Genomic DNA, 25247 nt, shown 5'->3' with positions numbered 1-25247 from the left:
CTTCATAACCAGCTTCGCCGGGGCTTTTGGTAGATACCCATGAACGCCTTTCGTCCAGGCTATTTGCCCAGCCTGCTGGTCTTGCTGCTAGTGCCGACGTTGGTCGGCTTGGGCTTCTGGCAGCTGGCACGGGCGGAAGAAAAGCGTCAGTTGTTGGCTGTTCAGCAGGTGCAGCAACTGGCCGCACCGATCAGCCTTGGCGAGCTGGAAGGTCATCCCGATCCTGCCTACACCCGAGTCCAGCTGTTCGGGCAGTTCGACGCGCAGCATAGTTTGTTGCTGGACAACCGCACCCGTGGCGGCCAGGCGGGCGTGGAGATTCTGCAGCCCTTCTACGATCAGAACAGTGGCCTGTGGTTGCTGCTCAATCGCGGTTGGCTACCCTGGCGGGACCGGCGAGTAACTCCGAGTTTCACTACCCCGCAAACGCCGTTGAGCCTGACCGCCTGGGTCTATGTCTCGCTGGGCGATACCCTGCAGCTGCAACAAGCGCCGCCGGAGAAGGGCTGGCCTCGGTTGATCACGCGGGTCGAGCCGCAGGCGCTCTGGCAGCAACTGGGGCGTGCCGGATTGAGCCATGAGTTGCGCCTGTACCCCGGCCCCGCATCCTTTCAAGTCGACTGGCCGATAGTCGCCATGAGCCCGGATAAACATTTGGGTTATGCCGTGCAATGGTTCGCCTTGGCGGTAACGCTACTCGGTCTGTTCATCTATCTTGGTTTACATAACGCGCGGGAGACTCGCCATGAACCCAGCCATCGCCCTGCCTGAAACGCCTGCACAACCCCGTCGGCGCGGTCGCTGGCAGTTGCTGCTGCTGTTGGCCATCGTCATCGGGCCCATGCTCCTGGCCAGTGCCATGTACCATTGGCGCTTCTGGGTGCCGGAAAGCCGGAGCTATCACGGTGAGTTGATCGGCAATGGTCAGACCCGCGCAGACCTGGGCGTAGTGGCTGGCGAAGAAACGCGCTGGCAACTCCTGGTCACCGCGCCAAGCGTTTGCGATACGGACTGCCGGCAACTGGTATTTCTCGCCCGGCAAATCCATATCGGCCTTAATCGTGACGTCGCGCGTGCCTCTCACGCCCTGGCCAGCACTCCGCCGTTGAGCGCCGACTACGACGCCGAGTTGCGCCGCGGCTATCCGCAATTGATCCGTTTTCAGCTGGAACCCCAGGCCTATGGGCGGATCGCCGGCGAAACCGAGGCTGCGCAGCTGTGGATCGTCGACCCGCTCGGCAATCTGGTGCTGCGCTATGACGCCAGCAGCAAAGGCAAAGGGGTCCTCGACGACCTACGCTATCTCTTGAAGATTTCGCAAATAGACTGACTGGCCGTTGAGGAAGGATCAGCGATGACGAAGCCCGGCTACCGCATTGCCTTGTTTGCCACCCTGCTGGCCATGCTGGTGGTCATGCTCGGTGCCTATACCCGGCTGAGCCATGCGGGTCTCGGCTGCCCGGACTGGCCTGGTTGTTATGGCTTTATCGGGGTGCCGATGAGCGAGCATAAACAGGGCTTGGCCGAGGTGCGCTTCCCCGAGGCGCCGGTGGAAGTGGCCAAGGGCTGGTATGAAATGATCCATCGCTATTTTGCCGGAAGCCTCGGCCTGGTGATTCTCGCGCTGGCCGTACAGGCCCTGCGCCAGCGTGGCGTGCCCGGGCAGCCGCTAAAACTGCCGTTGTTGCTACTCGGCCTGGTGATCCTGCAGGCAGCGTTCGGCATGTGGACGGTTACCCTCAAGCTCTGGCCGCAGGTGGTTACCGCTCATTTGCTCGGCGGTTTCGCTACGCTCAGCCTGCTCTTTCTGCTGACCCTGCGCCTGTCCGACTCAGCGCCCGTGTTGTCCAAGCCATCCCGGCGCCTGCGCAACCTGGCCGCGGCTGGCTTGGCCCTGGTGATTGCCCAGATCGCCCTTGGCGGCTGGGTCAGTAGCAACTACGCAGCAGTCGCCTGCGTGGATCTGCCGACCTGTCATGGCCAGTGGTGGCCGGAGATGGATTTCGCCAATGGCTTCCATCTGTCCCAGCATATCGGCCCGAATTACCTGGGTGGCCAGCTTGACAGTGAGGCGCGCACCGCTATCCACATGACCCATCGCCTGGGCGCCGTGTTGGTGACTGCGTTACTCCTGTTGCTCGCCTGGCAGCTGCGCCGTGGCGGCCTGCCGCGCCTGGCCGCTTTGCTGTTGCTGGCACTGGCGACACAGGTCGGCCTGGGCATGAGCAACGTGATCTTTCACCTGCCCTTACTGGTTGCGGTTGCGCATAACCTCGGCGGCGCGGTATTGCTGCTGACTATGGTGTTGATCAATTACCGCGTGCGTGCAGAGGTGGCCGTGACGGCCAAGGCCGCGCACCAGCAGACTGGCGAGACGACGACCCGGACCGACTTCGCGGCGTTGTCGAGCAAATAACAAGAACGATCGAGGAGAGAGCTGATGGCGACGCTACTGAGTAAAGAGCACACCCACGCCAGCTGGCGCGACTACCTGGAACTGACCAAGCCACGGGTGGTGGTGCTGATGCTGATCACGTCGTTGGTCGGCATGTTTCTCGCCACACGCGCCGGGGTGCCCTGGCAGGTGCTGATTTTCGGCAACCTGGGCATCGGCCTGTGTGCTGGCGCAGCCGCTGCGGTCAACCATGTGGTGGATCGGCGTATCGACTCGATCATGGCGCGCACCCACAAGCGCCCGCTGGCCGAGGGGCGAGTGTCGCCGACGGCGGCGCTGAGTTTCGCTCTGGTGCTTGCAGTGTCTGGGCTGGTGCTGCTGCTGAGCTTTACCAATGAGCTGGCGGCGTGGCTGACCCTGGCCTCGCTACTGGGTTATGCGGTGATCTATACCGGCTTTCTCAAGCGCGCCACGCCACAGAACATCGTCATCGGTGGCTTGGCCGGCGCTGCGCCGCCGTTGCTCGGCTGGGTCGCGGTGACTGGCCAGATAACCGCCGAACCGCTGCTGTTGGTGCTGATCATCTTCGCCTGGACACCGCCGCACTTCTGGGCCCTGGCCATCCACCGCAAGGCGGAGTACGCCAAGGCCGATATCCCGATGCTGCCGGTGACCCACGGCGAGCACTACACCAAGGTGCATATCCTGCTGTACACCGCGATGATGATTGCGGTCAGCCTGCTGCCGTTTGTCATCCACATGAGCGGCCTGCTCTACCTGCTGTGTGCCATCGGTCTGGGTGCGCGCTTCATGCACTGGGCCTGGGTGCTGTACCGTGACAGCAAACCGCACGCGGCGATCAATACCTTCAAGTACAGTATCTGGTACCTGTTCCTGTTGTTTATCGCCCTGCTGGTCGATCATTACCTGCTACTCAATCTGTAAACCGTTGGTGCCATGACCCGAATCCAGAAAACCGTTTTTATTCTCGTTGCCCTCGTCGCGCTGGTGTTGGGTCTGACCGTCAACAAGGTGCTGACCAGCAAGGGCCAGGCCGACCCGACCGAGCTGCTCGATGCCGGCATCGTGCTGCTGCCGCAGAGCCGTACGCTGCCTGAGCTAAGCTTGATCGATCAAAATGGTCAGGCGTTTGCCGTCGATCAGCTCAAGGATCAGTGGAGCCTGCTGTTTTTTGGCTACACCTTCTGCCCGGACATCTGTCCGGCCACGCTCGCCGACTTACGCCAACTGCGCAGCAAGCTGCCGGAAGAGACGCGGGGCAATCTGCGTGTGGTGCTGGTCAGCGTCGACCCCCAGCGCGATACGCCGGAGCAATTGAAGAAGTACCTGAACTACTTCGATGCCGACTTCGTTGGCCTGACCGGCGAGCAGGACAGCATCCAGAAACTCGCCAACGCGGTGAGCATTCCCTATATCCCGGCCGATACCAGCGAGGAAAACTACACCGTCAACCACAGCGGCAATCTGGTGATCCTCGGCCCGGACGGCACCCAGCGCGGTTTCATCCGCGCGCCGCTGAACAATGAAAAACTCGTGCAGCAGTTGCCCGCCTTGATGGCGCCGCGCAGTTAGTCCCGCCATCCAGGGCACGGTGCCCGGGCGGGCATCCGCTTGCCTATGCCTCCGCTGCAGCCGTTAGCGGGCGAATAACTGCGACATGTCCCTGAAGGCTTTGAACTCCAGGGCATTGCCGCAGGGGTCGAGCAAGAACAGGGTGGCCTGCTCGCCAACCTGACCCTGAAAGCGCACATGAGGTTCGATCACGAATTCAGTGTTCTGAGCCTGCAGTCGTGCGGCCAGCCGCTGCCAGTCATCCCAGTCCAGCACCACGCCGAAATGCGGCACAGGTACGTCGTGGCCGTCTACCGGGTTGCTGTGGGCGGCCTCCTGATGCGGCATCTTCGGCGCCTGATGAATGACCAGTTGGTGACCGAAGAAGTCGAAGTCCACCCAATGCTCACTGCTGCGGCCCTCGGCACAACCGAATACTTCGGCGTAGAAATGCCGGGCGGCGCCCAGGTCGTGGACCGGGATGGCCAGATGGAAGGGCGCGAGTGACATGGCGATAGTCCTTGCAGGTTGGTGAACCACTGATTTTAGTAACAGCGATGCTGATTAAAAGCGAATATTCTTGCGCTCCAGCACAAATAAAATTGATCAGTCGAGGCGCGAATGTTGCGTGAGCTAAAAACCTTCGTGATGGTCGCCCGCCATGGCACCTTCGCTGCGGCGGGGCAACAGGTCGGCCTGACCCAGTCGGCAGTCAGTGCACAGATGCGCGTACTGGAGCAGAGCCTCGGTGTGCGCCTGTTCGATCGCAGTGGCCGCAACGCCGTACTCAACGCAGCCGGGCGGCATGCCTTGCCACTGGCCGAGCAGATGTTGGCCCTGTACACGCAAATGGCCTTACCCACCTCGGCGGCCGAGTGGCAGGGCGAGTTACGGGTCGGTGCCATCGCCACGTTACAGACCGGCTTGCTACCCGAAGCCTTGCCGCGTTTCCGCGCCGCGGCGCCGCGGGTCGAGTTGAAGCTGGTGCCGGGCGTCTCGCTGAATCTGTTGAGCCAGGTGGACGCTGGCGAGCTGGATCTGGCCCTGCTGATCAAACCGCCCTTCGAGTTACCCAAGGAGCTGTTGCAGGTCAGTCTGGCGCGGGAGCCCTTCGTGCTGATAGCGCCGCTGGAAACTGACGGTGACGATCCGTTGCGCTTGCTCAGTGAGCAGCCCTTCGTGCGCTACGACCGCCGCTCATTTGGCGGGCGACGGGTCAGCCAGTTTCTCCGCGAGCAGCGCCTGAATGTGCGCGAGGCGCTGGAGCTTGATGAACTGGAGGCCATAGTACGGATGGTCGAGTGCGGTCTGGGCGTTGCCTTGATCCCGCGTGCCGGCTTATGGCTGCAGCGACCGACCCGGCTTCGGGTGCTCGAATTGGGCGAGCTGACCTTCCACCGCGAGCTGGTCGGCGTGCTGCGTAGGGCGCAGCGTCAGCCGGCGCTGGAGTGTTTGTTGCACTGCCTGGCCGAGGTGGCCAAGGCGGAGCAGCTGTAGGCGCCCGCTGCGGGCTACCGCGCGGCTAGCGGGCAGTAAAAACCCGCTGGGTCAGCGGGTTTTTACTCGGTGCAGCTTGAGTGCGGCTTAGAACGCCGGAACCACGGCGCCCTGGTACTTCTCTTGGATAAACGCCTTCACCTCGGCACTGTTCAGCGCCTTGGCGAGTTTCTGCATGGCGGCGCTGTCCTTGTTGTCGGGACGGGCGACCAGGATGTTGACGTAAGGCGAGTCGTTGCCTTCGATGATCAGCGCATCCTGGGTCGGGTTGAGCTTGGCTTCCAGGGCGTAGTTGGTGTTGATCAGCGCCAGGTCGACCTGGGTCAGCACGCGAGCCAGCGTTGCCGCTTCCAGTTCGCGGATCTTGATGCTTTTCGGGTTCTCGGCGATGTCCCTGGCGGTGGCGGTGATCCCGGCGTCGTCCTTGAGCGTGATCAGCCCGGCTTTCTGCAGCAACAGCAGGGCGCGGCCGCCGTTGGTGGCATCGTTGGGGATGACCACGTTGGCACCTTGCGGCAGTTCGGCCAGGGTCTTGACCTTGCTCGAGTAGGCGCCAAACGGCTCGACGTGTACGCCGGCCACGCTGACCAACTGGGTACCACGGCTGGAGTTGAACTCGTCTAGGTACGGTTGATGCTGGAAGAAGTTGGCGTCCAGGCGCTTCTCCGCCACCTGCACGTTCGGTTGCACGTAGTCGGTGAAGACTTTGACGTTCAGCTCGACGCCTTCTTTGGCTAGCGCCGGTTTCACGAACTCGAGGATTTCGGCGTGAGGCACGGCGGTGGCCGCGACGTTGAGGCTATCTGCCTGGGCGGAAAGCGCGGTGAGAGCGGCGAAGGCCGCGAGCAATTTTTTCATGATCGACTCCCTGTGGGATAAAAGTTGTGGGGTATGAACGGGGTTCGGCGGTTAGCCGCGGATTATGCGAAATAGTAGAAGCCCGCTGGTTGGCGATCGGCGCTGAACGCAATCGCCAGCAAGTGGGCTGCTACAAAGCCGTTTATTTGCGTGAAAAATGCACCACCAGCTTGTCGCCGACGCTTTGCAGTACCTGTACCAGCACCAGCAACAGCACCACGGTGACCACCATCACGTCCGGTTGGTAGCGCTGGTAGCCATAACGTACGGCCAGGTCGCCGAGGCCGCCGCCGCCGATCAGGCCGGACATGGCGGTGTAGGACACCAGGGTGATGGCGGTCACGGTCACGGCGGCGAAGATCCCCGGCAGGGCTTCGGGCAGCAAGGCGTTGGTGATGATCTGCCGGGTGCTGGCGCCCATCGCCTGAGTCGCCTCGATGATGCCGCGGTCGACCTCGCGCAGCGCGGTCTCCACCAGTCGTGCGAAGAACGGCGTGGCGCCGACCACCAACGGTGGAATGGCACCAGCCACGCCCAGCGAGGTGCCGGTGATGATCACGGTGAAGGGAATCATCACGATCAGCAGAATTACGAAGGGCACCGAGCGCAGCACGTTGACCAGCAGCGACAGCAGGGCATAAAAGCCCTTCTGCTCGAACATCTGCCGGGGGCCGGTGAGAAACAGCAGCACGCCAAGCGGCAGGCCGAGCAGCACGGTGAACAGCAGCGAGCCGCCGAGCATGCTCAGAGTATCCAGGCTGGCCTGCCAGATTTCCGGCCAGTCGACATTCGGCAGTAAGTTGGCCAATAGCGTTTCCATTAGCGCAGCACCTCCAGGTGGACGTCGGCGGCCTCGAAGCGCGCCAGTGCGGCGTCAAGATCGCCGCCGCTCAGGGCCAGGGTCAGCTGGCCGTAAGGGGTGTCCTTGATCCGGTCGATGCGCCCGGCGAGGATGCTGTAATCCACCCCGGTCTCCCGGGCGACGGTGCCGAGCAGTGGCGCGTAGGTCGCCTCGCCCTGGAAGGTCAGGCGCAGGATGCGTCCCTGCACATGGGCGAAGTCGTCGTGCAGTTCATTCTCGTCGATCTGCTCGGCTTCCAGCACGAAGCGCTTGGTGGTCGCATGCTGTGGATGCAGGAACACCTCGGCCACCGTGCCCTGTTCGACTATCACCCCGGCGTCCATTACCGCCACGCGGTCACAGACCCGGCGGATCACGTCCATCTCGTGGGTGATCAGCACTATGGTCAGGTTCAGCTCGCGGTTGATCTCGGCCAGCAACTGCAGCACCGAGGCGGTGGTCTGCGGGTCGAGGGCGCTGGTGGCTTCGTCGCACAGCAAAATCTTCGGCCGGGTGGCCAGGGCACGGGCGATGCCGACCCGTTGCTTCTGGCCGCCGGACAACTGCGCCGGGTACTTGTTGGCATGGTCGCTGAGGCCGACGCGGGTCAGCAGTTCGGCGACGCGCTGCTCGAGCTCGCGGCGCGACAGTTCGCCGGCCAGTTTCAGGGGCAGGGCGACGTTGTCGGCGACGGTCTTCGACGACAGCAGGTTGAAGTGCTGGAAGATCATTCCGACCTGCTGGCGGAAGCGCCGCAGGCCGCTGGCATCCAGGGCGGTGACGTCTTCGCCGTCGATCTGCATGCGTCCGCCGGACGGCTCTTCCAGGCGATTGATCAGGCGCAGCAGGGTGCTCTTGCCGGCACCGGAGTGGCCGATGATGCCGAACACCTCGCCCCGGGCGATGTGCAGGTCGGTCGGCTGCAGGGCCGGAATGTCTTGGCCCGCGACGCGATACGCCTTGTGGACCTGGTGAAAATTGATCACGCGTTAAACCTTTTGGGTTCGTCGAGCTGCCGGATAGGCATATGAGGCGGGCTAGTCTACCCGTCGCTGTTTAGGTCGCAAAAATCTTTGTAGACCTATGTTTATAGCTGAATAGCATTAGCAGGCGGCTGCTCAGCGCTGTGGAGTCGGCGCTTTGCCAGGCGGTCGGGTGACCCCGCTCGTCTTGGTGGCAGCCGCTTGATCCTATCGATGCGGGGTGAGTACCAGTTGCGGCACCTGACCGGGTTTGATCGCCTGGCTCAGGCGTGCATTGAAGCTGGGGTCGAGTCGCTTGATACGCGCGTTCAGCAGTGCGGCAACCCAGGGAAAGTCCTTGGCCTGGCGCACTTCGATGCGCACCGCGCAGCGGAACGCCACTACGTCTTCGGCGACCGTATCGAGCAGGCTGCGCAGGCGCTCGTTGTCCTGTTTGTCCAGCATCGGCAGCGGTACCACGCTGCTGGCCGTAGCCGGATCGATCAGTTTGGCCCGGGCTTTGGCTGGTGCGCTGGTCGGCTGAGTCGCTTTCAGTACGGCGGCCTGGTGCTCGGCGGCCAGGCGTAACTGGCGGGCCTGTTCCAGTCGCGCGGCCTCGGCACGGGAGGCGGCCTGATCGGCGGCCTTACGGGCCTGCGCTGCGGTCGTCTGTTCGGTCTCGCGGGCCTGAGCGATGGCGCCGTCCAGACCGGTAGTCAGGGCGGGTGCCTGGGGCATCAAGCTGCGGGCGCGGCTGAGGGCCGTGGCGGCGCTGTTCAGGTCGCCGCTTTGCAGGGCCTGCTGCCCCTGCAGCAGATAGGCTTCCGCCAGTTGGCGTTGATACTGCTCCAGGCGGGTGTCGCCCGAGGCCCGCTGTTGCAAGGCGTTGAGCTGGCTTTCGGCATCGTCCAGCTGGCCGCCGGCCAGGCTCTGTTCGAGCTGACGAAAGGCGCTGACCAAGTCGTCGGTTGGCAGGTTGGCCACTTGCGGGGCACTCTGACAAGCGGCTACCAGCAGTGAAATCGCGACTATGGATAGGCAACGTGTGGCGAACGACATCATTCCTGCGAGTCTCATATTGAGCAAAAAACGCGCAATTCTACACCGCTCGACTGATCGCAACCAAACCGTGTGCGCAATCCAGTGCTCAGGCCGTGCGGCGCGGCCATGCAAAGCTCAGTAAAAACAGGCTGGCGGCGGAGACCACGATCGACGGCCCGGCCGGCGTGTCCTGAAACCAGGACAGGCTGAGGCCGCCGCATACCGCCAGGATCCCCAGCAGGCTGGCGCCGAAGGCCATCTGTTCCGGCGTGCGGGCGTGGCGCTGGGCGGCGGCGGCGGGAATGATCAGCAGCGAGGTGATCAGCAGCACGCCGACGATCTTCATTGCCACGGCGATCACCACGGCGATCAATAGCATCAGGCTCAGGCGGATCGCCGCCACTGGCAGGCCTTCGACCTTGGCCAGTTCTTCATGCACGGTAATCGCCAGCAAGGGGCGCCAGAGCAGCATCAGCAGCAGCAGCACCAGCGCGCTGCCGGCGAGGATCCAGGCCAGGTCGCTGGGGCCGACGGCGAGCAGGTCGCCGAACAGGTAGCCCATCAGGTCGATGCGCACTTCGCGCATAAAGCTCAGTACTACCAGGCCGAGGGACAGGGTACTGTGGGCGAGAATCCCCAGCAGGGTGTCGGAGGCCAGCGGCTGGCGGCTTTGCAGGGTGACCAGTAAGGCGGCGAGCAGCACGCAGCCGACGGTCACCGCCAGCGTCGGGCTGACATCCAGCATCAGGCCGAGCGCCACGCCGAGCAGGGCGGCATGCGACAGGGTGTCACCGAAGTAGGCCATGCGCCGCCAGACCACGAAGGAGCCGAGCGGACCGGCCACCAGTGCCAGGGCCAGACCGGCGAGCAGGGCGTTCAAGAGAAAGTCAGGCATGCTTGCAGTCGGGCCCATGTTCGTGCGGTTTGTCGGTCACCACGCTGCCGTGCAGGTCGTGGTCATGGTCGTGATGGTGGTGGTAGATCGCCAGGCTCTTGGCGTCCTGGCCGAACAGTTCGACGAAGGCCGGGTCGAAGCTGACCTGCTCGGGATGGCCGGAGCAGCAGACGTGACGGTTGAGGCAGACCACCTGGTCGGTGGTGCTCATCACCAGGTGCAGGTCGTGGGAAACCATCAGTACGCCGCAGCCATGGCGGTCGCGCAGGCGGGTGATCAGGCGGTACAGCTCGGCCTGGCCGGCGACGTCGACACCCTGTACCGGCTCATCCAGCACCAGCAATTCGGGTTCGCGCAACAGCGCACGGGCCAGCAGCACGCGCTGCAGTTCACCGCCGGAGATGCTCTGCAGGGGGCTGTCGATCACCTGTTCGGCACCCACCTCGGCCAGTGCGGCTTGCGCGCTACGGCGATCGACGCCCGGGACCAGGCGCAGAAAACGCAGCACGCTGAGTGGCAGGGTGGCGTCGACATGCAGCTTCTGCGGCATGTAGCCGATGCGCAATTTGGGTTTGCGCCAAACCAGGCCGACATCGGTTTTCAGCAGCCCGAGCACGGCGCGCACCAGGGTGGTCTTGCCGGCGCCGTTAGGACCGATCAGGGTGACGATTTCGCCCGGTTTAACGCTCAATTGCACGTCATGCAGCACGTTTTGCCCTGCAAAACTGACGCCCACGCCGTCGAGGCGAATCAGTGCATCGCTCATGCGCCCTCCCGGCAGCCGGCGCACAGGCCGACGACTTCAACGGTCTGGCCTTCGACACTGAAACCGACCGCAGCGGCACTGGCGACTATGGCCTCGCTGATCACCGCTTGCTCCAACTCGATGGCCGCATGGCACTGGCGGCAGATCAGGAACTGGCCCTGGTGGGCAAGCTCCGGCTGATTGCAGCCGACGAAGGCGTTGAGCGAGGCAATGCGGTGGACCAGGCCGTTTTCCAGAAGGAAATCCAGTGCACGGTAGACCGTCGGTGGCGCCGCGCGACGACCGTCTTCCTCGCTCAATACGGCGAGGATGTCATAGGCGCCCAGCGGCTTGTGGCCCTGCCAGACCAATTCCAGCACCCGTTTGCGCAGGGTGGTCAGGCGCAAGCCTTGGCGCGTACAGATGCTCTCCGCTTCGGCCAGAGCGTGGCTGACGCAGCGGGAATGGTCATGTGGACGAGAGGCCAGGGGTGTGAGGATCATGGGCGGCGACGGCTGAGTAAGGAGACGTTATTATATTACCTGTTCTTTACTGTCCGGGTGTCTCTCGTGTTGCGTCTTTTTTCTGCTGCCAGCCTGCTGTGCGTCGCCCAGTTTTTTAGTCTCGGTGCTACTGCCGAGGTGCGTGTACTCACCAGCATCAAACCCCTGCAACTGATTGCCGCCGCCGTGCAGGACGGGGTCGGCACGCCCGCGGTGCTGCTGCCGCCTGGTGCCTCGCCACATCATTACGCGCTCCGCCCATCCGATGTGCGGCGGGTGCGCGAGGTGGACCTGGTGTATTGGATCGGCGCGGATCTGGAGAGTTTTCTGCCGCGCGTGCTGGCCAGTCGGGACAAGCCGAGTGTCGCCATGCAGTCGCTTGCTGGTCTGAGCCTGCGGCATTTCGGCGAGGAGCACGATGAACATGCTGGCGCTCACGACGAAGACTCGCATCAGCCGGATCAGTCGTTTGATGAGCATGATCACGATCATCGCCCCGGTACCCTGGATGCCCACCTGTGGTTGCTACCGGCCAATGCCCGGGTCATCGCCGCGCGCATGGCCGCCGACTTGGCGTCAGCCGATCCCGCCAATGCTGTGCGCTACCAGGCCAATCTGGCGGCCTTCGCCGAGCGCTTGACGGCTCTCGACCAGCGCTTGAAAAGCCGCTTGGCGGCTCTCGCTGGCAAGCCTTACTTTGTCTTTCACGAAGCCTACGACTACTTCGAGGCGGCCTATGGCCTCAAGCACGCCGGGGTCTTCAGCGTGGCCAGCGAGGTACAGCCGGGTGCTCGGCATGTAGCGGCGATGCGCGCCAGTTTGCAAGCGGCTGGGCCGACCTGCGTATTCAGTGAGCCGCCGCTGCGCCCGCGCCTGGCGCAGACGCTGACTGCCGGCTTGCCAGTAACCCTGGCCGAACTGGATGCCATGGGCGCCGGTTTGCCGGTGGATGCGCGGGGTTATGAGGCACTGCTGGAAAACTTGGCCACTGTTCTGGCCGGCTGCCTGGAGGCCTTGTAAGCGGCGCTGCTGTCTGAGGCATGGCGGTTCGGCGCGAATGCAGCCGAGTTGGTCTAGGCAGCCCATGTTCTCAGCGCCAGGACAACCGCGCATCGGTTCGTGACGCCGGCACCGCCTTGTAGAGATGCCGGCGCAGCTTGATGCGCTCGATTTCTCGCCATAACCCGTTAAGACTCATCGCCGCGCCGCGTCTCGGAGTTTCAGTCCTTCGCACTTAAATTGACCCGCGCGTCGGCCGGCGCGCAACAATTAACTGGCGGCTATAAGTTGGCGCATCAGGGCGACTGGTTCTTAAGCAAAGTTGATTATTCTTTCTGTGCACTATACTGCGGGGTGGCTAGATCATAAGTTATTTAGTGTGGGTTCGCCCCGCTTCGGGGCGGATAAATATCATCTGACGCCGCTGTTTAACGGTAATGCCTGTGCATGGCCAATGAATGGCAGGAATAGGATAAGAAGCGATGGCGATAGCAATTGTCCTGATTCTAATCGTTGTTGCGTCGGTGCTGTTCCACGTGTTGAGTCCGTGGGAGCTGACCCCGGCCGCGTCCAACTGGGGCTCGATAGATACCACGCTGTTTATTACCTTGGTTATTACCGGGATTTTTTTCATCGCGGTTACTTTATTCATGGCGGTGGCCGTGATCCGTTACCGGCATAAGGCGGGGCGACGGGCAGACTACCAGCCGGAAAATAAGAAGCTGGAAGGCTGGCTGATTGTGGTGACCACGCTGGGGATTGTCGGCATGCTGGCCCCGGGTTTGGTGGTTTACGACGATTTCGTGCGGGTGCCGCAGGACGCCCATGAACTTGAGGTCGTGGCGCAACAATGGCAATGGACTTTTCGTTTCCCTGGGCAGGACGGAAAACTCGGCAAATCGGACGTTAAGTTTATCGACTCAATTAATCCGTTAGGCCTTGATCGCAATGATCCGCAGGGGCAGGACGATGTATTGATAAAGAGCAATGAAGTGCACCTCCCGCTCGGGCAACCGGTAAAAGTATTACTGCGCTCCAAGGATGTTTTGCACAACTTCTATATCCCGCAAATCCGCAGCAAGATGGATATGGTCCCCGGTATGGTGACCCATTTCTGGTTTACGCCAACTCAGGTTGGTAAGTATGAAGTGCTGTGCGCCGAGTATTGTGGGGTGGGGCACTACAATATGCGCGGCTTTATGACCGTCGAGGAGCCCGCAGCTTTCCAGCAATGGTTGAGTGGCCAACCCACCTTTGCCAATACATTGGCCACCGCGACCAAGCCCGGTCGCGACGCGCTGCTGGAGCAAGGTCGATTGTTGGCCGAAAACTCGGGCTGCACGGCCTGTCACAGCCAGGATGGCAGCGCCAGCCTGGGGCCGGGGTGGAAGGATTTGTACGGGCGCACGGAGCAGCTGGCCGATGGCAGCAGTGTGCAGGTCGATGAGGCCTACCTGAAGGAATCCATCCTTGAGCCGAAAGCCCGACTGGTTCAAGGCTACCCGCCGGTGATGGTGCCCTATACTTTCAACGACGATGAACTGGATGCCCTGGTGGCCCTGATCAAGTCACTGAGCAGTCTGGCGCCGGATGATGAGACTTCCGCCTCGGGCCAGGGAAGCGGTCTGGTCGAACAGGGCCGTTCTCTGGCCGAGTCACTGGGCTGCCTGGCCTGCCACAGTGTCGATGGCAGCCCGAGCGTCGGCCCCGGTTGGCTGGGGTTGTATGGCAAGACGGAGGTGCTTGCGGACGGCTCGCAGGTGGCCGTCGACGCGAGCTATCTCAAGCAGTCCGTGCTCGAGCCGAATGCCCAGATCGTCAAGGGCTATGCCGCCATGATGCCGGCTTTTGCCTTGAGTGATGAGGAACTGGAGGCGCTGATTGCTTTCATCCAGTCCAAAGCGAGCGCCAATACCGAGGCAGCCTTACCTAAACCGGGCGGGTTGCAGTAAGTCGCGTTAAGTACCCCGGCACGTGCCTGGAGGACTACCCGATGGCCTATGCGGAACAAGCGGAAGCAGAACTGCTTCATGAGCCGAATAGCTTCCTGACCAAATACATCTGGAGTCAGGACCACAAGGTGATTGCCATTCAGTACTCCTTGACGGCCATCTTCGTCGGCCTGATCGCCTTGGTGCTGTCCGGTCTGATGCGCATGCAGCTGGGCTTTCCGGGAAGCTTGGCATTCATGGATGCCAGCACCTATTACCAGGCGATGACCATGCACGGCATGATCATGGTCATCTATCTCCTGACGGCCCTGTTTCTCGGCGGCTTCGGTAATTATCTGATCCCCTTGATGGTGGGCGCCCGCGACATGGTGTTCCCCTACGTCAACATGCTCAGCTACTGGTTCTACCTGCTCTCGGTGATTGTGTTGCTGGCCAGCTTCTTCGTCCCCGGCGGCCCTACCGGGGCAGGCTGGACACTTTATCCGCCACAATCCATCACCCCGGGATCGCCGGGCACCGAATGGGGCATCGTGCTGATGCTGGTGTCGCTGGCGATCTTTATCGTCGCCGCCACCATGGGTGGCCTGAACTACGTGACCACGGTGCTGCAGGCGCGCACCCATGGCATGACCCTGATGCGCATGCCGCTGTCGGTGTGGGGCATCTTCATGGCTTCGATCCTGGCCTTGCTGGCCTTCCCGGCCTTGTTCGTCAGTGCGGTGATGATGCTGTTCGACAAGCTGCTGGGTACCAGCTTCTTCATGCCGGCCATCATTTCCCTCGGCCAGCAGCTCGATCACCAAGGCGGTAGCCCGATCCTGTTCCAGCACCTGTTCTGGTTCTTCGGCCACCCGGAGGTCTATATCGTTGCGCTCCCCGCATTCGGCCTGGTCTCCGACCTGATCAGCACCCATGCGCGCAAGAATATCTTCGGTTACCGGATGATGGTCTGGGCCATCGTTGCGATCGGCGTGCTCAGTTTCGTGGTCTGGGCGCACCACATGTATGTCAGCGGGATGAACCCCTACTTCGGCTTCTTCTTCGCCACCACCACCCTGATCATCGCGGTGCCGACCGCCTTGAAAGTCTACAACTGGGTGCTGACCCTGTGGCGCGGCGATATCCATTTGACCGTACCCATGCTGTTTGCCCTGGCCTTTATCGTCACGTTTCTAGTCGGTGGCCTGACCGGGCTGTTTCTCGGCAACGTGATCGTGGATATCCCCCTATCGGACACCTACTTTGTCGTGGCGCATTTTCATATGGTCATGGGCGTGGCGCCGATTTTGGTGGTGTTCGGCGCCATCTACCATTGGTACCCGAAGATCACCGGGCGGATGATGAATGACCGCCTCGGCAAGCTGCATTTCTGGATCACTTTCCTCGGCACTTACGCCATCTACTTTCCCATGCATTACCTGGGCTTCCTGGGTATGCCGCGGCGCTACTATGCCTATGAAAACTACGATTTCATTCCACAGTCCGCACAGGACCTGAATGCCTTTATCACCGTGGCCGCGCTGACAGTTGGTGTCTCTCAGTTGTTGTTCCTGTTCAATTTGTTCTGGAGTGCCGTTAACGGTAAGCCCGCAGGCGGCAATCCTTGGGGTGGCGTCAGTCTGGAGTGGCAGACGCCGAATACGCCGCCGCACCACGGCAATTGGGGGGCGAAGCTGCCGGTCGTGCATCGCTGGGCCTACGACTACAGTGTGCCGGGCATCGAGCAGGACTTCGTGCCGCAGACGGTCTCCGATGAGGAGCTGGAACAGCTGCGGCAACGCGCGAGCGCAAGCAAGGTTGGGGGGCCATCATGAGCCGATTGCTAATGAAGGGCGCCGACAGTTTCGAGCCTGGCAACGGCTGGAGTGATGGGGCTAATTCGATTCCTCCCGCCGAGCTGGCCGCCAGGGCGCGCACCGCGCGCGTGGGCCTGCGGGTGTTTCTGTTGGTCGTCAGTTCGCTGTTCTTTCTGTTCCTGGTCGCTTTCCTCATCCGCTCGCAAGTCGCCGACTGGCAACCTTTGACAGAGCCTTTGGCGCCGTTAGCCAGCCCCTGGCAGCTCTGGCTGAATACGCTTTGGCTGGTGCTCGGCAGCATTGCTCTGCAGTGGGCGCGCATGGCCGCCCGACGCGGTCTGCTCGGCGCAACACAGATCGGCTTTGCCCTGGGAGGGGTATTCGCGCTGGCCTTTGTGTTGGGCCAGCTGTGGGTCTGGCAACAGTTTGTCGCCTGGGGCTATGGCGTGTCGAGCAACCCGGCCAGCAGCTTCTTCTTCCTGTTGACCGGGCTGCATGGTCTGCATCTGCTGGGTGGTCTGGTGGCCTGGAGCAGAACCGCCATCAAGTTCAGGCGCCAGGTGCCCTTGGTGCAGCTCGGTGCGAGCGTAGAGCTCTGCACCATCTATTGGCACTACCTGCTGGGGCTGTGGCTCTTGCTATTCGCGCTGCTCACCAGCACACCGGAAACCTATGCCGCCATCGCCGCACTCTGCGGCCTGAGGTGAACCATGGCAGCCCATCCCGAAGCCCCAGAGGGAAGCAGTAGCACTTACCCGACCAATCCGGCCAACCCGTCCGAGCCGCCTACGGCGGGATGGCCGGGTATCGCCCGCGACTGGTCCTCGGATAAGGACGCCTTCAAGCAGGTGCCCTGGGGCAAGGCGATGATGTGGATCTTCCTGCTCAGCGATACCTTTGTCTTTACCTGCTTTCTCACCGGCTATATGTCGGTGCGCATGACCACCACCGCGGCCTGGCCCAACTCCAGCGAAGTGTTTGCCTTGACCATCGCAGGTCAGGAGATCCCGCTGATTCTGATTGCCATCATGACCTTTGTGCTGATCAGCAGCAGCGGCACCATGGCCATGGCGGTCAACTTTGCCTATCGCCGCGACCGGCGTAAAACCGCGGTGTTGATGCTGGCGACCGCCGCCTTTGGCCTGGCCTTCGTCGGCATGCAGGCCTTCGAGTGGAGCAAGCTGATCGCCGAAGGCGTACGGCCCTGGGGCAATCCCATGGGCGCCGCACAGTTTGGTGCGAGCTTCTTCATGATCACCGGTTTCCACGGGCTGCACGTGTCAATTGGCGTGCTCTACCTGAGTATTGTCGCGCTCAAAGTCTTGCGCGGGGATTATGAGCGTTCCGGAAACTATCAAAACGTCGAGATCGCCGGGCTGTACTGGCACTTCGTCGACTTGGTGTGGGTGTTTATTTTTGCGTTTTTCTACCTGTGGTAACGCTGCAGAGGAGTACTGGCTATGGAACATGCTCAGGGTCAGCAACATCCGATCAGCCTGTACTTGAAGATATGGGGGCTGTTATTCGTCCTCAGCACGTTGTCGTACCTGGTCGACTACTTCCACTTCGTCGGTTACCTCAGATGGTCGCTGATCTTGTTGTTCATGATCCTGAAGGCGGGACTGATCGTCGCCATTTTCATGCACATGGCCTGGGAGCGGCTGGCAATGGTCTACGCCATATTAGTGCCGCCGTTGTGTTTGCTGGTACTGATCGGGTTGATGGCGGCCGAGGCGGATTACATTTTTCTCAGCCGATTAGTGTTTTTTGGCCAAGGCTAGCCGCGGACGGGCTTTAGCGTCCGCGGTGCAGTGTGCCGCCCGATGGCAGTAGTAGCCTTATATGGTTCGTTTGAACTGATGCCACTTATGCATCCACGCCACTATCCAGTGGGGCGCTGCTGCTCCGGTGCCGGCATCTTGAAGTGTTGGATGGTGGCCGATAACCTGGCTCAGAACCGACTCCTGGTCCGGCTCAACATCCACAAAGAAGACATGCTTGCCTTCTTTTAGCTTCTGCCCGAAGTTGCGGAAGTGCGCATTCGGCACCTGGATACCAAAGAAGCCACCTTCCCAGATGCTAAAGCCCAGCACGACAATGGCCAGAAAAATGAAAGGCGTCCAGCCTGCGGCTGATTCGGTCCATCCCAGCAAATAAGCAACGCCCAGAACCAGCGCCGCGAGCACCACGCCAACCAGGGCGCCAATCTCGCCCGAGTGGACGACATCTTGTTTCATGAACGAGGGTACGTCATGGAGATGATGATGCTGCTCTACATCCGCATCCTTTTCACTGAGCACATGGATTTGTTCGGTACTGATGCCGTTGGCTTCCAGTTCAGTTTCAACGGTTTCAAGATCGTCCAGATCGTCACTAATGTAATAGTGTCGATTCATGACACACCTCCCACCTCGTAGCGCTGCAGGCCCCCTCCGCCCTACAGCTGTTATCTGAGATTTGCAGTTGCTAACTGCGCCCGTGGAGAACGTTGTACTCAATCGCTTGCAATCGGAAATCAGTATAGCACCCCAGGAACTTTGCCTATCATTCCGGACATTATCGGTCAAGGCTTGAGGGGTAAATGTCGGCTCCTGATGGCCACAGCTGGAGGCGTTTTATTGCGCTACAGGGCCAGGTCTCATGAGGTAGCGGTCAAGAACTATCTACTTGCTACATCTTTGACCGAGTCTGATTGTCAGGCCTCGGCCAAAGCCTCTGCAGGCCCGCTAGAGTGCGAGCGGCAACGCCAAACTGACCTGCTGGCGCTGGGCCAGGCGCCGCTGGAACTCGTCGGGATCGTGAATCAGCACATCCTGTCCGGCGAAGGACTCGACGGCGATCAGTCGCGACAGCCAGAAGCGCACACAGGCCAGGCGCAGCATGGTCGGCCACAGCTCGGCTTCGGCGGCGTTAAACGGGCGCAGGGCGGCATAGGCGCCGAGCATGGCGCGGGCGCGCGGGTAGTCGAGCTGGCCGTCGGCATGCGAACACCAGTCGTTCAGGGCGATCGCCAGGTCGTAGAGCATCGGTCCAGAGCAGGCGTTGTAGAAATCGATGACGCCGGCCAGATGATTGCCATCGAACAGCACGTTGTCGCGAAACAGGTCGGCATGCAGGTTGGCGCGTGGCAGTGCGAGGATGCGCGGCTTCAGTCCGTGGATTTCCGCCAGCGCATCACGTAGCAGCGGCAACTGCGCCTCCGGCAGTTTCAGGGCCAGGCTCGGGCCCTCCTCCAGCATCCAATCCAGGCCCCGATCGCTCTTGCGTTCCAGCACATGCTCGCGCGTGGCCAGGTGAATCCGCGCGAGCAGCGTGCCGACTTCCTGGCAGTGGTGCGGGTTGGCTTGGCTGACGTGCTTGCCGTCCAGGCGCGGCTGGAGCAACGCCGGTTTCTCCGCCAGGCTGCGCAGTGCCTCGCCATCTTGGGTGCGCAGTGCATAGGGCACCGGTAAGCCGGCCTCGTGGAGCACATCGAGCAGTTCGATAAAGAACGGCAGATCGGCGCTCGGGCCGCGCTCAATCAGGGTCAGGACGAATTCGCCCTGCTCCAGGCTGACGAAGAAATTGCTGTTCTCGCTACCAGCTGCGATGCCCTGGAAGTCGCGCAGGCGACCCAGCTGGTAGGGGGCGAGAAATGCTTCGAGCTCGTGATGCTCCAGGGGGGTGAAAACCGACATATCTGAACCGCCTTACCAGCTAAAAATTTCCCAGGCCGGAATGAGCATATCCGGGCTGTCCGAACGAATGAAGTTGCCGTCGCTACCGTCTGCGCGCACCAGGAAATAGGGCTTGCCGTTCTTCGGCGTGACCTTTATCGCATACAGGAAGCCATTCACCCGGTACTCCTGAACGGTGCGGTCGCCTTCCTGGCGGATGGTTACGTCCGGCTCGGCGGACACCGGGTCCTCGGCCAGCGCCGCGACCGAGCTTAATGCCAGCAGGCTGGCCAGCAACAGGCTATTGAGTGTGCGCATGGTAACCTTGTCCCTTTGTCGTCAATGTTCCGCTCATTCTAGCGCCGACCCCGTCGAAAAGGTTGATCCCGCTCATGTCACACACCCCTCTTGTCCTGGTAGATGGTTCCTCGTACCTGTACCGCGCCTTTCATGCCCTGCCCCCGCTAACCACGTCCAAGGGCCTGCCCACCGGGGCGGTGAAGGGCGTGCTGAACATGCTCAAGAGCCTGCGCAAGCAGTATCCGGACAGCCCCTTCGCGGTGGTGTTCGATGCCAAGGGCGGCACCTTCCGCGACGAGATGTTCGCCGAATACAAGGCCAACCGGCCGTCGATGCCCGACGACTTGCGCGTACAAGTCGAGCCGCTGCACGCCAGTGTGCGCGCCCAGGGCTTTCCGCTGCTCTGCGTGGAAGGCGTGGAGGCCGATGACGTCATCGGCACGCTGGCCCGGCAATGCGCTGGCGAAGGTCGCGACGTGGTGATTTCCACCGGTGACAAGGACATGGCGCAGCTGGTTTGTCCGCACGTTACCTTGGTCAACACCATGACCGGTAGCGTCTACGACATCGATGGCGTGAAAGCGAAATTCGGTGTCGGTCCCGAGCTGATCATTGATTACCTGGCGCTGATGGGCGACAAGGTCGATAACATTCCGGGGGTCCCGGGCGTCGGCGAAAAGACCGCGCTGGGGTTGCTGGTGGGCGTCGGCGGCGGGCTCGATGTGATCTACGCCAACCTTGACAAGGTGCCGGCTCTGCCGATCCGCGGGGCGAAAACCCTGGCGGCCAAGCTCGAGGAACACCGCGAGATGGCCTACCTGTCCTATGCACTGGCGACCATCAAGCTGGATGTGCCTCTGAATATCGAGATCGAGTCGCTGCATCCCGGGGCGATGGACATGCCAGCGCTGCTTGAGCTGTATGCCGAGCTGGAGTTCAAAAGCTGGCGTGATGAGTTGCTGCGCAAAACCCCGGCAGCCGCCAACCCTGTACCCGCAGTGGCCGATGCTGATCTGTTCGCGTTGCAGCCAAGCGCCACAGCCGCGGCCGAAGACGCTCCGGTTGGGCAGGCTGCGAGTGGAGCAGTGGCCGAGGCTGCAGTTGCAACGACTCAGGGCGATTACCAGTGCATTCTTGAACAGGCGCAGTTCGACACCTGGCTGGAAAAGCTGAAGAACGCCGAACTGATTGCCTTCGACACCGAGACCACCGGCCTGGATGCTCAGCAGGCGCAACTGGTCGGTCTGTCGTTTGCAGTCAAGGCCGGTGAAGCGGCGTATATCCCCGTTGCCCACTCTTATATGGGGGTGTCGAACCAGCTGGACCGCGATGCGGTGCTCAAGGCGCTCAAGCCGATCCTCGAAGACCCGAACAAGGCCAAGGTCGGCCAGCACGCCAAGTACGACATCAACATCCTCGCCAATGCCTCGACGCCGATTCAGGTGCAGGGTGTAGCGTTCGACACCATGCTCGAATCCTATGTGCTGGACTCCACGGCGACCCGTCACGACATGGACAGCCTGGCGCTCAAGTACCTGGACCACAGCACCATTCGTTTCGAGGACATCGCCGGCAAGGGCGCCAAGCAGCTGACCTTCGACCAGATCGATCTGGCCCAAGCTGCGCCTTATGCCGCGGAAGATGCCGATGTGACCCTGCGTCTGCACCAGCACTTGTGGGCCAAGCTCGATGCCGAGCCTAGTCTGAGCCAGGTGCTGCGCGAGATCGAGATGCCGTTGGTGCCGGTGTTGGCGCGGATCGAGCGCCAGGGCGCGCTGGTGGATGCCAACCTGCTGGGGTTACAAAGCAACGAGTTGGGCGAAAAACTGGTGGCGCTGGAACGCCAGGCCTTCGCCATCGCCGGTGAAGAGTTCAACCTGGCGTCGCCCAAGCAGCTCGGGGTGATTCTGTATGAAAAACTCGGCCTGCCGATCATCAGCAAGACCGCCAAGGGTCAGCCCTCCACCGCCGAGGCGGTGCTCGCCGAACTGGCCGAGCAGGACTTCGAGTTGCCCAAGGTGCTGATGCAATACCGCAGCCTGAGCAAGCTGAAGAGTACCTACACCGACCGCCTGCCGGAACAGATCAACCCGCGCACCGGGCGCATCCATACGTCCTACCACCAGGCGGTGGCCGCCACCGGGCGGCTGTCGTCCAGCGACCCGAACTTGCAGAATATTCCGATCCGCAGCGCCGAGGGACGGCGCATTCGTCAGGCCTTCGTCGCGCCGAAAGGTTACAAGCTGCTGGCGGCGGACTACTCGCAAATCGAGCTGCGGATCATGGCTCACCTGGCGCAGGATCCGGGCTTGCTCGATGCCTTCCGCCACGACCTCGACGTGCATCGCGCCACGGCTGCCGAGGTCTTTGGCGTGACCCTGGATGAGGTGACTACGGATCAGCGGCGCAGCGCCAAGGCGATCAACTTCGGCCTGATCTATGGCATGAGTGCGTTTGGCCTGGCCAAGCAGATCGGTGTCGACCGCAAGCAGTCGCAGGCCTATATCGACCGCTACTTCGCCCGTTATCCAGGCGTGCTCGCCTATATGGAACGGACCCGCGAGCAGGCCGCGCAACAGGGTTATGTGGAAACCCTGTTCGGTCGTCGCCTGTACCTGCCGGACATCAACGCGAAGAATCAGGGCCTGCGCAAGGGCGCCGAGCGTACGGCGATCAACGCGCCGATGCAGGGCACCGCGGCGGACATCATCAAGCGCGCCATGATCGCGGTGGATGCGTGGCTGAGCGAGTCAGGGCTGGATGCCAAGGTGATACTTCAGGTGCACGACGAACTGGTGCTGGAGGTGCGTGAGGACCTGGTCGAGCAGGTGCGCGAACAGATCAAGCCGCTGATGGGCAGCGCCGCCGAACTGGCCGTGCCGTTGCTGGTCGAAGTGGGGGTCGGTGATAACTGGGACGAGGCGCATTGAGTGGGCCCGCGCGCATGCATCGCCGGCTGGAGCGTCACTCGGAGGCGCCTTACATCACTAATGCATCAAGTAGCATGGGGTTATGACGAAATGAGTCTAAAAACGGGCTGAACTTTGCGTTTGTGCCGACGGTCAGAGTTTGTGAATGGCTGAGAAAGCCCTTCAAAGCTCCTTTGTTGTGTTAAGTGTTGGCAGATATCTGAACCCCGCCCTAGCGGTTCAGAAGCTTAAACCCCGAGCTTCTCCCTCCCCATACGAAGTTCGGGGTTTTTTTTGCCTGGCGAAAAGCATGGAGCCAGGGTGAGCGGCAGCTCACCCGGCTGTCAGCTCTTTCAGACCTCGCTTTCGCTGGCTTCGTCGCTCTCCAGCAGGCCCATCCAGGCGCCCAGCACGGCTTGCGCTTCTTCGACGCCTTGGCGCTTGGGCGCCGAGAACAGTTGAATACTGACGCGGTCACCCCAGCGCTTGTGGATGTCTTGTTGCACCTTGAGCAGCGCGTTCTTGGCGGCGCCGAAGGCCAGTTTGTCGGCCTTGGTCAGCAGAATATGCATGGGCATCTGGCTGGCCGCGGTCCAATCGAGCATCAGCTGATCGAACTCGGTCAGCGGGTGGCGAATGTCCATCATCAGGATCAGCCCGCGCAGACATTCGCGGCTGCCCAGATAAGCCTCGAGGTGCTTCTGCCAATGCAGCTTCAGCGGGATGGGCACCTTGGCGTAGCCGTAGCCGGGCAGGTCGACCAGGCGGCGTTCTTCGTCCAGACTGAAGAAGTTCAACAGCTGAGTGCGCCCCGGGGTTTTCGAGGTGCGTGCCAGGCTGGCGTGGGTCAGAGTGTTCAGCGCGCTGGATTTGCCGGCGTTGGAGCGCCCGGCAAAGGCCACTTCGTAGCCCTGATCGTCCGGGCATTGGTCGACCTTGGCGGCGCTGATGAGAAAGCTGGCTTGTTGGCACAGGCCGATAACGGGGTTCTTGGTTTGCATCAGGGTATCCGGTGAGGGCGGGCATGAATTCGTGTAGCAGGCACGCTGCCCTTGCGACAATTGCGCGCATCCTGCCGGGCGCTACGCGGCGCGGCAAGAGGCGTCGTTTCCGTTTCAGTGGCGCCAGTATATAATGCCGCAAATTTTGTGTGCGCTTTGTCCCGTGTGTTGGGTAAGTGTTCACGGGAACGATTTAAATCATCTGTCTATCAAAAACAGGACGTTCCCTACACTGATGAGGTCGATCTCATGAAAAAGTTGCTACTCGCCGCCGGTGTGCTGATGCTGTCGCTCAACACTCAGGCTGCCCAGGATCCAGAAGCCGTGTTCAATCGCGCCTGTGCAGCCTGCCATAATGGCCAGCTGCCGATGGCTCCGCAAAAAGGTGACCAGGCTGCCTGGGAGCCGCGCTTGGCCAAAGGTATGGATACGTTGGTGACCAGCGTGACCAATGGTCTGAATGCCATGCCGCCGCGCGGCTTGTGCACGGACTGCACGGCCGAGGATTACCAGGCAGTCATCCAGTGGATGAGCCAGTAAACCCGGTCTATAACTCTTTCTCTCTTAGCCGTAGTTGGATTAGCTGATGAATAAAGTACTCGTGAGCCTGCTGTTGACCCTGGGTATCACCGGCCTGGCCCACGCCGCCGGCGACGCGGCTGCCGGTCAGGGCAAAGTGGCCGTGTGTGGCGCTTGCCATGGTGCCGATGGCAATAGCGCTGCGCCAAACTTTCCAAAGCTGGCTGGCCAGGGCGAGCGTTATTTGCTCAAGCAGCTGAACGACATCAAGTCCGGCGGGCGTCAGGTAGTGGAGATGACCGGTCTGCTGGATAACCTCAGCGAGCAGGATCTGGTCGACATCGCCGCCTACTTCAGCAGCCAGCAGATGAGCGTCGGCGCGGCCGATCCGAAACTGGTCGAGCGTGGCGAGGCACTGTTTCGCGGCGGCAAGCTGGAAGAGGGTATGCCGGCCTGCACCGGTTGCCATTCGCCGAATGGCGCGGGCCTCGACGCGGCGGGCTTCCCGCAGCTGGGCGGCCAGCATGCCAGCTATGTGGCCAAGCAGCTGACTGCGTTTCGTGAAGGCGAGCGTACCAACGACGGCGATAACGCCATCATGCGCACCATCGCCGCCAAGCTGAGCAACAAGGACATCGAGGCAGTGTCCAGCTATGTGCAAGGCTTGCATTGATCGCGTAATAGGTTGAAATGCTGTGATCGGAAAAGGGTGGCTGAGGCCACCCTTTTTCATTGGACGCACGGCTACAATAGCCGGAACCTGCTCTCGCACGGTTGGTCGAACACTGGCCTGCCATGAGGCACCG

General features: G+C 61.6%; 27 protein-coding genes. 15 read left to right on the top strand and 12 right to left on the bottom strand.

Features of this window, described 5'->3' with window-relative positions; translation table 11 throughout:
• The first annotated feature begins 39 nt into the window (after positions 1 to 39).
• The 5 genes from TMS3_RS02405 to TMS3_RS02385 are packed head-to-tail and all read left to right on the top strand — an operon-like array spanning position 40 to position 3988.
• Complete coding sequence (locus TMS3_RS02405; RefSeq protein WP_025163648.1) at positions 40 to 771, top strand: SURF1 family protein; 732 nt, start codon at positions 40 to 42, stop codon at positions 769 to 771.
• A complete protein-coding gene (locus TMS3_RS02400) occupies positions 746 to 1330 on the top strand; it encodes a hypothetical protein (protein WP_025163647.1) in 585 nt (194 codons plus the stop codon). The genes TMS3_RS02405 and TMS3_RS02400 overlap by 26 nt, the downstream gene beginning before the upstream one ends.
• Positions 1331 to 1354: 24 nt before the next feature.
• Complete coding sequence (locus tag TMS3_RS02395) at positions 1355 to 2416, top strand: COX15/CtaA family protein (RefSeq protein WP_025163646.1); 1062 nt, start codon at positions 1355 to 1357, stop codon at positions 2414 to 2416.
• Positions 2417 to 2440: 24 nt separating this feature from the next.
• On the top strand, positions 2441 to 3340 hold the full coding sequence (gene cyoE, locus TMS3_RS02390) for a heme o synthase (protein ID WP_025163645.1): 900 nt from the start codon (positions 2441 to 2443) through the stop codon (positions 3338 to 3340).
• A 12-nt stretch (positions 3341 to 3352) separates the two neighbouring features.
• Positions 3353 to 3988, top strand: coding sequence for an SCO family protein (locus tag TMS3_RS02385; protein WP_025163644.1), 636 nt, complete (start codon positions 3353 to 3355; stop codon positions 3986 to 3988).
• 63 nt (positions 3989 to 4051) lie between these two features.
• On the opposite strand, the gene TMS3_RS02380 is transcribed toward TMS3_RS02385, so the two are convergent.
• Positions 4052 to 4477, bottom strand: coding sequence for a VOC family protein (locus tag TMS3_RS02380; RefSeq protein ID WP_025163643.1), 426 nt, complete (start codon positions 4475 to 4477; stop codon positions 4052 to 4054).
• Positions 4478 to 4588: 111 nt separating this feature from the next.
• On the opposite strand from TMS3_RS02380, the gene TMS3_RS02375 reads away from it, so the two are divergent.
• The gene (locus tag TMS3_RS02375; protein WP_025163642.1) at positions 4589 to 5464 is read left to right on the top strand and encodes a LysR substrate-binding domain-containing protein; all 876 of its coding nucleotides are present in this window, start codon (positions 4589 to 4591) and stop codon (positions 5462 to 5464) included.
• Between the two features lie 87 nt (positions 5465 to 5551).
• Here TMS3_RS02375 and TMS3_RS02370 read toward each other — a convergent pair whose 3' ends face one another.
• The 7 genes from TMS3_RS02370 to zur form a co-directional block, all read right to left on the bottom strand.
• Positions 5552 to 6322 (bottom strand): MetQ/NlpA family ABC transporter substrate-binding protein, encoded by a 771-nt coding sequence (locus tag TMS3_RS02370; RefSeq protein WP_025163641.1) that lies wholly within the window; start codon positions 6320 to 6322, stop codon positions 5552 to 5554.
• 142 nt (positions 6323 to 6464) lie between these two features.
• The gene (locus TMS3_RS02365; protein WP_025163640.1) at positions 6465 to 7142 is read right to left on the bottom strand and encodes a methionine ABC transporter permease; all 678 of its coding nucleotides are present in this window, start codon (positions 7140 to 7142) and stop codon (positions 6465 to 6467) included.
• Positions 7142 to 8149 (bottom strand): methionine ABC transporter ATP-binding protein, encoded by a 1008-nt coding sequence (locus TMS3_RS02360; RefSeq protein ID WP_025163639.1) that lies wholly within the window; start codon positions 8147 to 8149, stop codon positions 7142 to 7144. Before TMS3_RS02360 ends, TMS3_RS02365 begins: the two co-directional genes overlap by 1 nt.
• Before the next feature lie 204 nt (positions 8150 to 8353).
• Positions 8354 to 9187 (bottom strand): PA5502 family lipoprotein, encoded by an 834-nt coding sequence (locus TMS3_RS02355; protein WP_025163638.1) that lies wholly within the window; start codon positions 9185 to 9187, stop codon positions 8354 to 8356.
• Between the two features lie 85 nt (positions 9188 to 9272).
• On the bottom strand, positions 9273 to 10061 hold the full coding sequence (znuB, locus tag TMS3_RS02350; RefSeq protein WP_025163637.1) for a zinc ABC transporter permease subunit ZnuB: 789 nt from the start codon (positions 10059 to 10061) through the stop codon (positions 9273 to 9275).
• The gene (gene znuC / locus TMS3_RS02345) at positions 10054 to 10827 is read right to left on the bottom strand and encodes a zinc ABC transporter ATP-binding protein ZnuC (RefSeq protein WP_025163636.1); all 774 of its coding nucleotides are present in this window, start codon (positions 10825 to 10827) and stop codon (positions 10054 to 10056) included. The genes znuB and znuC overlap by 8 nt, the downstream gene beginning before the upstream one ends.
• Positions 10824 to 11309: a zinc uptake transcriptional repressor Zur gene (zur, locus tag TMS3_RS02340; RefSeq protein WP_025163635.1), complete on the bottom strand. Its 486-nt coding sequence runs from the start codon at positions 11307 to 11309 to the stop codon at positions 10824 to 10826. Before zur ends, znuC begins: the two co-directional genes overlap by 4 nt.
• A 66-nt stretch (positions 11310 to 11375) precedes the next feature.
• Here zur and znuA point away from each other — a divergent pair, with 66 nt between their 5' ends.
• The 6 genes from znuA (at position 11376) to TMS3_RS02310 (ending at position 17837) form a co-directional block, all read left to right on the top strand.
• Positions 11376 to 12329, top strand: coding sequence for a zinc ABC transporter substrate-binding protein ZnuA (gene znuA, locus TMS3_RS02335; RefSeq protein ID WP_025163634.1), 954 nt, complete (start codon positions 11376 to 11378; stop codon positions 12327 to 12329).
• A 461-nt stretch (positions 12330 to 12790) separates the two neighbouring features.
• Positions 12791 to 14260, top strand: a complete 1470-nt coding sequence (locus tag TMS3_RS02330; protein ID WP_025163633.1) for a cytochrome c oxidase subunit II — start codon at positions 12791 to 12793, stop codon at positions 14258 to 14260.
• Between the two features lie 41 nt (positions 14261 to 14301).
• Entirely contained in the window at positions 14302 to 16074 is a 1773-nt protein-coding gene (ctaD, locus tag TMS3_RS02325; RefSeq protein ID WP_025163632.1) for a cytochrome c oxidase subunit I, read from the top strand.
• Positions 16071 to 16763: a cytochrome c oxidase subunit 3 gene (locus TMS3_RS02320; RefSeq protein WP_025163631.1), complete on the top strand. Its 693-nt coding sequence runs from the start codon at positions 16071 to 16073 to the stop codon at positions 16761 to 16763. The genes ctaD and TMS3_RS02320 overlap by 4 nt, the downstream gene beginning before the upstream one ends.
• Positions 16764 to 16766: 3 nt before the next feature.
• Positions 16767 to 17495 (top strand): heme-copper oxidase subunit III family protein, encoded by a 729-nt coding sequence (locus tag TMS3_RS02315; protein WP_025163630.1) that lies wholly within the window; start codon positions 16767 to 16769, stop codon positions 17493 to 17495.
• 21 nt (positions 17496 to 17516) lie between these two features.
• Positions 17517 to 17837 (top strand): cytochrome C oxidase subunit IV family protein, encoded by a 321-nt coding sequence (locus TMS3_RS02310; RefSeq protein WP_025163629.1) that lies wholly within the window; start codon positions 17517 to 17519, stop codon positions 17835 to 17837.
• Positions 17838 to 17894: 57 nt separating this feature from the next.
• On the opposite strand, the gene TMS3_RS02305 is transcribed toward TMS3_RS02310, so the two are convergent.
• The 3 genes from TMS3_RS02305 to TMS3_RS02295 form a co-directional block, all read right to left on the bottom strand.
• Positions 17895 to 18452: a hypothetical protein gene (locus tag TMS3_RS02305; RefSeq protein ID WP_025163628.1), complete on the bottom strand. Its 558-nt coding sequence runs from the start codon at positions 18450 to 18452 to the stop codon at positions 17895 to 17897.
• Positions 18453 to 18782: 330 nt separating this feature from the next.
• Complete coding sequence (locus TMS3_RS02300) at positions 18783 to 19733, bottom strand: homoserine kinase (RefSeq protein WP_025163627.1); 951 nt, start codon at positions 19731 to 19733, stop codon at positions 18783 to 18785.
• A 12-nt stretch (positions 19734 to 19745) separates the two neighbouring features.
• Positions 19746 to 20030 (bottom strand): DUF2782 domain-containing protein, encoded by a 285-nt coding sequence (locus TMS3_RS02295; protein ID WP_025163626.1) that lies wholly within the window; start codon positions 20028 to 20030, stop codon positions 19746 to 19748.
• 74 nt (positions 20031 to 20104) lie between these two features.
• Between TMS3_RS02295 and polA the strand changes: the two genes are divergently transcribed.
• The gene (polA, locus tag TMS3_RS02290; protein ID WP_025163625.1) at positions 20105 to 22942 is read left to right on the top strand and encodes a DNA polymerase I; all 2838 of its coding nucleotides are present in this window, start codon (positions 20105 to 20107) and stop codon (positions 22940 to 22942) included.
• A gap of 332 nt (positions 22943 to 23274) precedes the next feature.
• On the opposite strand, the gene yihA is transcribed toward polA, so the two are convergent.
• Entirely contained in the window at positions 23275 to 23922 is a 648-nt protein-coding gene (gene yihA / locus TMS3_RS02285) for a ribosome biogenesis GTP-binding protein YihA/YsxC (protein WP_025163624.1), read from the bottom strand.
• Positions 23923 to 24171: 249 nt separating this feature from the next.
• On the opposite strand from yihA, the gene TMS3_RS02280 reads away from it, so the two are divergent.
• Complete coding sequence (locus tag TMS3_RS02280; RefSeq protein WP_025163623.1) at positions 24172 to 24462, top strand: c-type cytochrome; 291 nt, start codon at positions 24172 to 24174, stop codon at positions 24460 to 24462.
• A 46-nt stretch (positions 24463 to 24508) separates the two neighbouring features.
• Positions 24509 to 25114, top strand: a complete 606-nt coding sequence (locus TMS3_RS02275; RefSeq protein ID WP_025163622.1) for a c-type cytochrome — start codon at positions 24509 to 24511, stop codon at positions 25112 to 25114.
• Positions 25115 to 25247 lie beyond the last annotated feature (133 nt).

Origin of the sequence: Pseudomonas taeanensis MS-3 (assembly GCF_000498575.2) — a bacterium.
Taxonomy (GTDB): Bacteria; Pseudomonadota; Gammaproteobacteria; order Pseudomonadales; family Pseudomonadaceae; genus Aquipseudomonas; species Aquipseudomonas taeanensis.
This window is presented reverse-complemented; position numbering and strand designations above follow the sequence as displayed.

Excerpts from the sequence above, each read along its gene's own strand:
- TMS3_RS02405 (WP_025163648.1), top strand. The coding sequence starts at position 40 with ATGAACGCCTTTCGTCCAGGCTATTTGCCCAGCCTGCTGGTCTTGCTG.
- TMS3_RS02400 (WP_025163647.1), top strand. The coding sequence starts at position 746 with ATGAACCCAGCCATCGCCCTGCCTGAAACGCCTGCACAACCCCGTCGG.
- TMS3_RS02395 (WP_025163646.1), top strand. The coding sequence starts at position 1,355 with ATGACGAAGCCCGGCTACCGCATTGCCTTGTTTGCCACCCTGCTGGCC.
- cyoE (WP_025163645.1), top strand. The coding sequence starts at position 2,441 with ATGGCGACGCTACTGAGTAAAGAGCACACCCACGCCAGCTGGCGCGAC.
- TMS3_RS02385 (WP_025163644.1), top strand. The coding sequence starts at position 3,353 with ATGACCCGAATCCAGAAAACCGTTTTTATTCTCGTTGCCCTCGTCGCG.
- TMS3_RS02380 (WP_025163643.1), bottom strand. The coding sequence starts at position 4,477 with ATGTCACTCGCGCCCTTCCATCTGGCCATCCCGGTCCACGACCTGGGC.
- TMS3_RS02375 (WP_025163642.1), top strand. The coding sequence starts at position 4,589 with ATGTTGCGTGAGCTAAAAACCTTCGTGATGGTCGCCCGCCATGGCACC.
- TMS3_RS02370 (WP_025163641.1), bottom strand. The coding sequence starts at position 6,322 with ATGAAAAAATTGCTCGCGGCCTTCGCCGCTCTCACCGCGCTTTCCGCC.
- TMS3_RS02365 (WP_025163640.1), bottom strand. The coding sequence starts at position 7,142 with ATGGAAACGCTATTGGCCAACTTACTGCCGAATGTCGACTGGCCGGAA.
- TMS3_RS02355 (WP_025163638.1), bottom strand. The coding sequence starts at position 9,187 with ATGATGTCGTTCGCCACACGTTGCCTATCCATAGTCGCGATTTCACTG.
- znuB (WP_025163637.1), bottom strand. The coding sequence starts at position 10,061 with ATGCCTGACTTTCTCTTGAACGCCCTGCTCGCCGGTCTGGCCCTGGCA.
- znuC (WP_025163636.1), bottom strand. The coding sequence starts at position 10,827 with ATGAGCGATGCACTGATTCGCCTCGACGGCGTGGGCGTCAGTTTTGCA.
- zur (WP_025163635.1), bottom strand. The coding sequence starts at position 11,309 with ATGATCCTCACACCCCTGGCCTCTCGTCCACATGACCATTCCCGCTGC.
- TMS3_RS02330 (WP_025163633.1), top strand. The coding sequence starts at position 12,791 with ATGGCGATAGCAATTGTCCTGATTCTAATCGTTGTTGCGTCGGTGCTG.
- ctaD (WP_025163632.1), top strand. The coding sequence starts at position 14,302 with ATGGCCTATGCGGAACAAGCGGAAGCAGAACTGCTTCATGAGCCGAAT.
- TMS3_RS02320 (WP_025163631.1), top strand. The coding sequence starts at position 16,071 with ATGAGCCGATTGCTAATGAAGGGCGCCGACAGTTTCGAGCCTGGCAAC.
- TMS3_RS02315 (WP_025163630.1), top strand. The coding sequence starts at position 16,767 with ATGGCAGCCCATCCCGAAGCCCCAGAGGGAAGCAGTAGCACTTACCCG.
- TMS3_RS02310 (WP_025163629.1), top strand. The coding sequence starts at position 17,517 with ATGGAACATGCTCAGGGTCAGCAACATCCGATCAGCCTGTACTTGAAG.
- TMS3_RS02305 (WP_025163628.1), bottom strand. The coding sequence starts at position 18,452 with ATGAATCGACACTATTACATTAGTGACGATCTGGACGATCTTGAAACC.
- TMS3_RS02300 (WP_025163627.1), bottom strand. The coding sequence starts at position 19,733 with ATGTCGGTTTTCACCCCCCTGGAGCATCACGAGCTCGAAGCATTTCTC.
- TMS3_RS02295 (WP_025163626.1), bottom strand. The coding sequence starts at position 20,030 with ATGCGCACACTCAATAGCCTGTTGCTGGCCAGCCTGCTGGCATTAAGC.
- polA (WP_025163625.1), top strand. The coding sequence starts at position 20,105 with ATGTCACACACCCCTCTTGTCCTGGTAGATGGTTCCTCGTACCTGTAC.
- yihA (WP_025163624.1), bottom strand. The coding sequence starts at position 23,922 with ATGCAAACCAAGAACCCCGTTATCGGCCTGTGCCAACAAGCCAGCTTT.
- TMS3_RS02280 (WP_025163623.1), top strand. The coding sequence starts at position 24,172 with ATGAAAAAGTTGCTACTCGCCGCCGGTGTGCTGATGCTGTCGCTCAAC.
- TMS3_RS02275 (WP_025163622.1), top strand. The coding sequence starts at position 24,509 with ATGAATAAAGTACTCGTGAGCCTGCTGTTGACCCTGGGTATCACCGGC.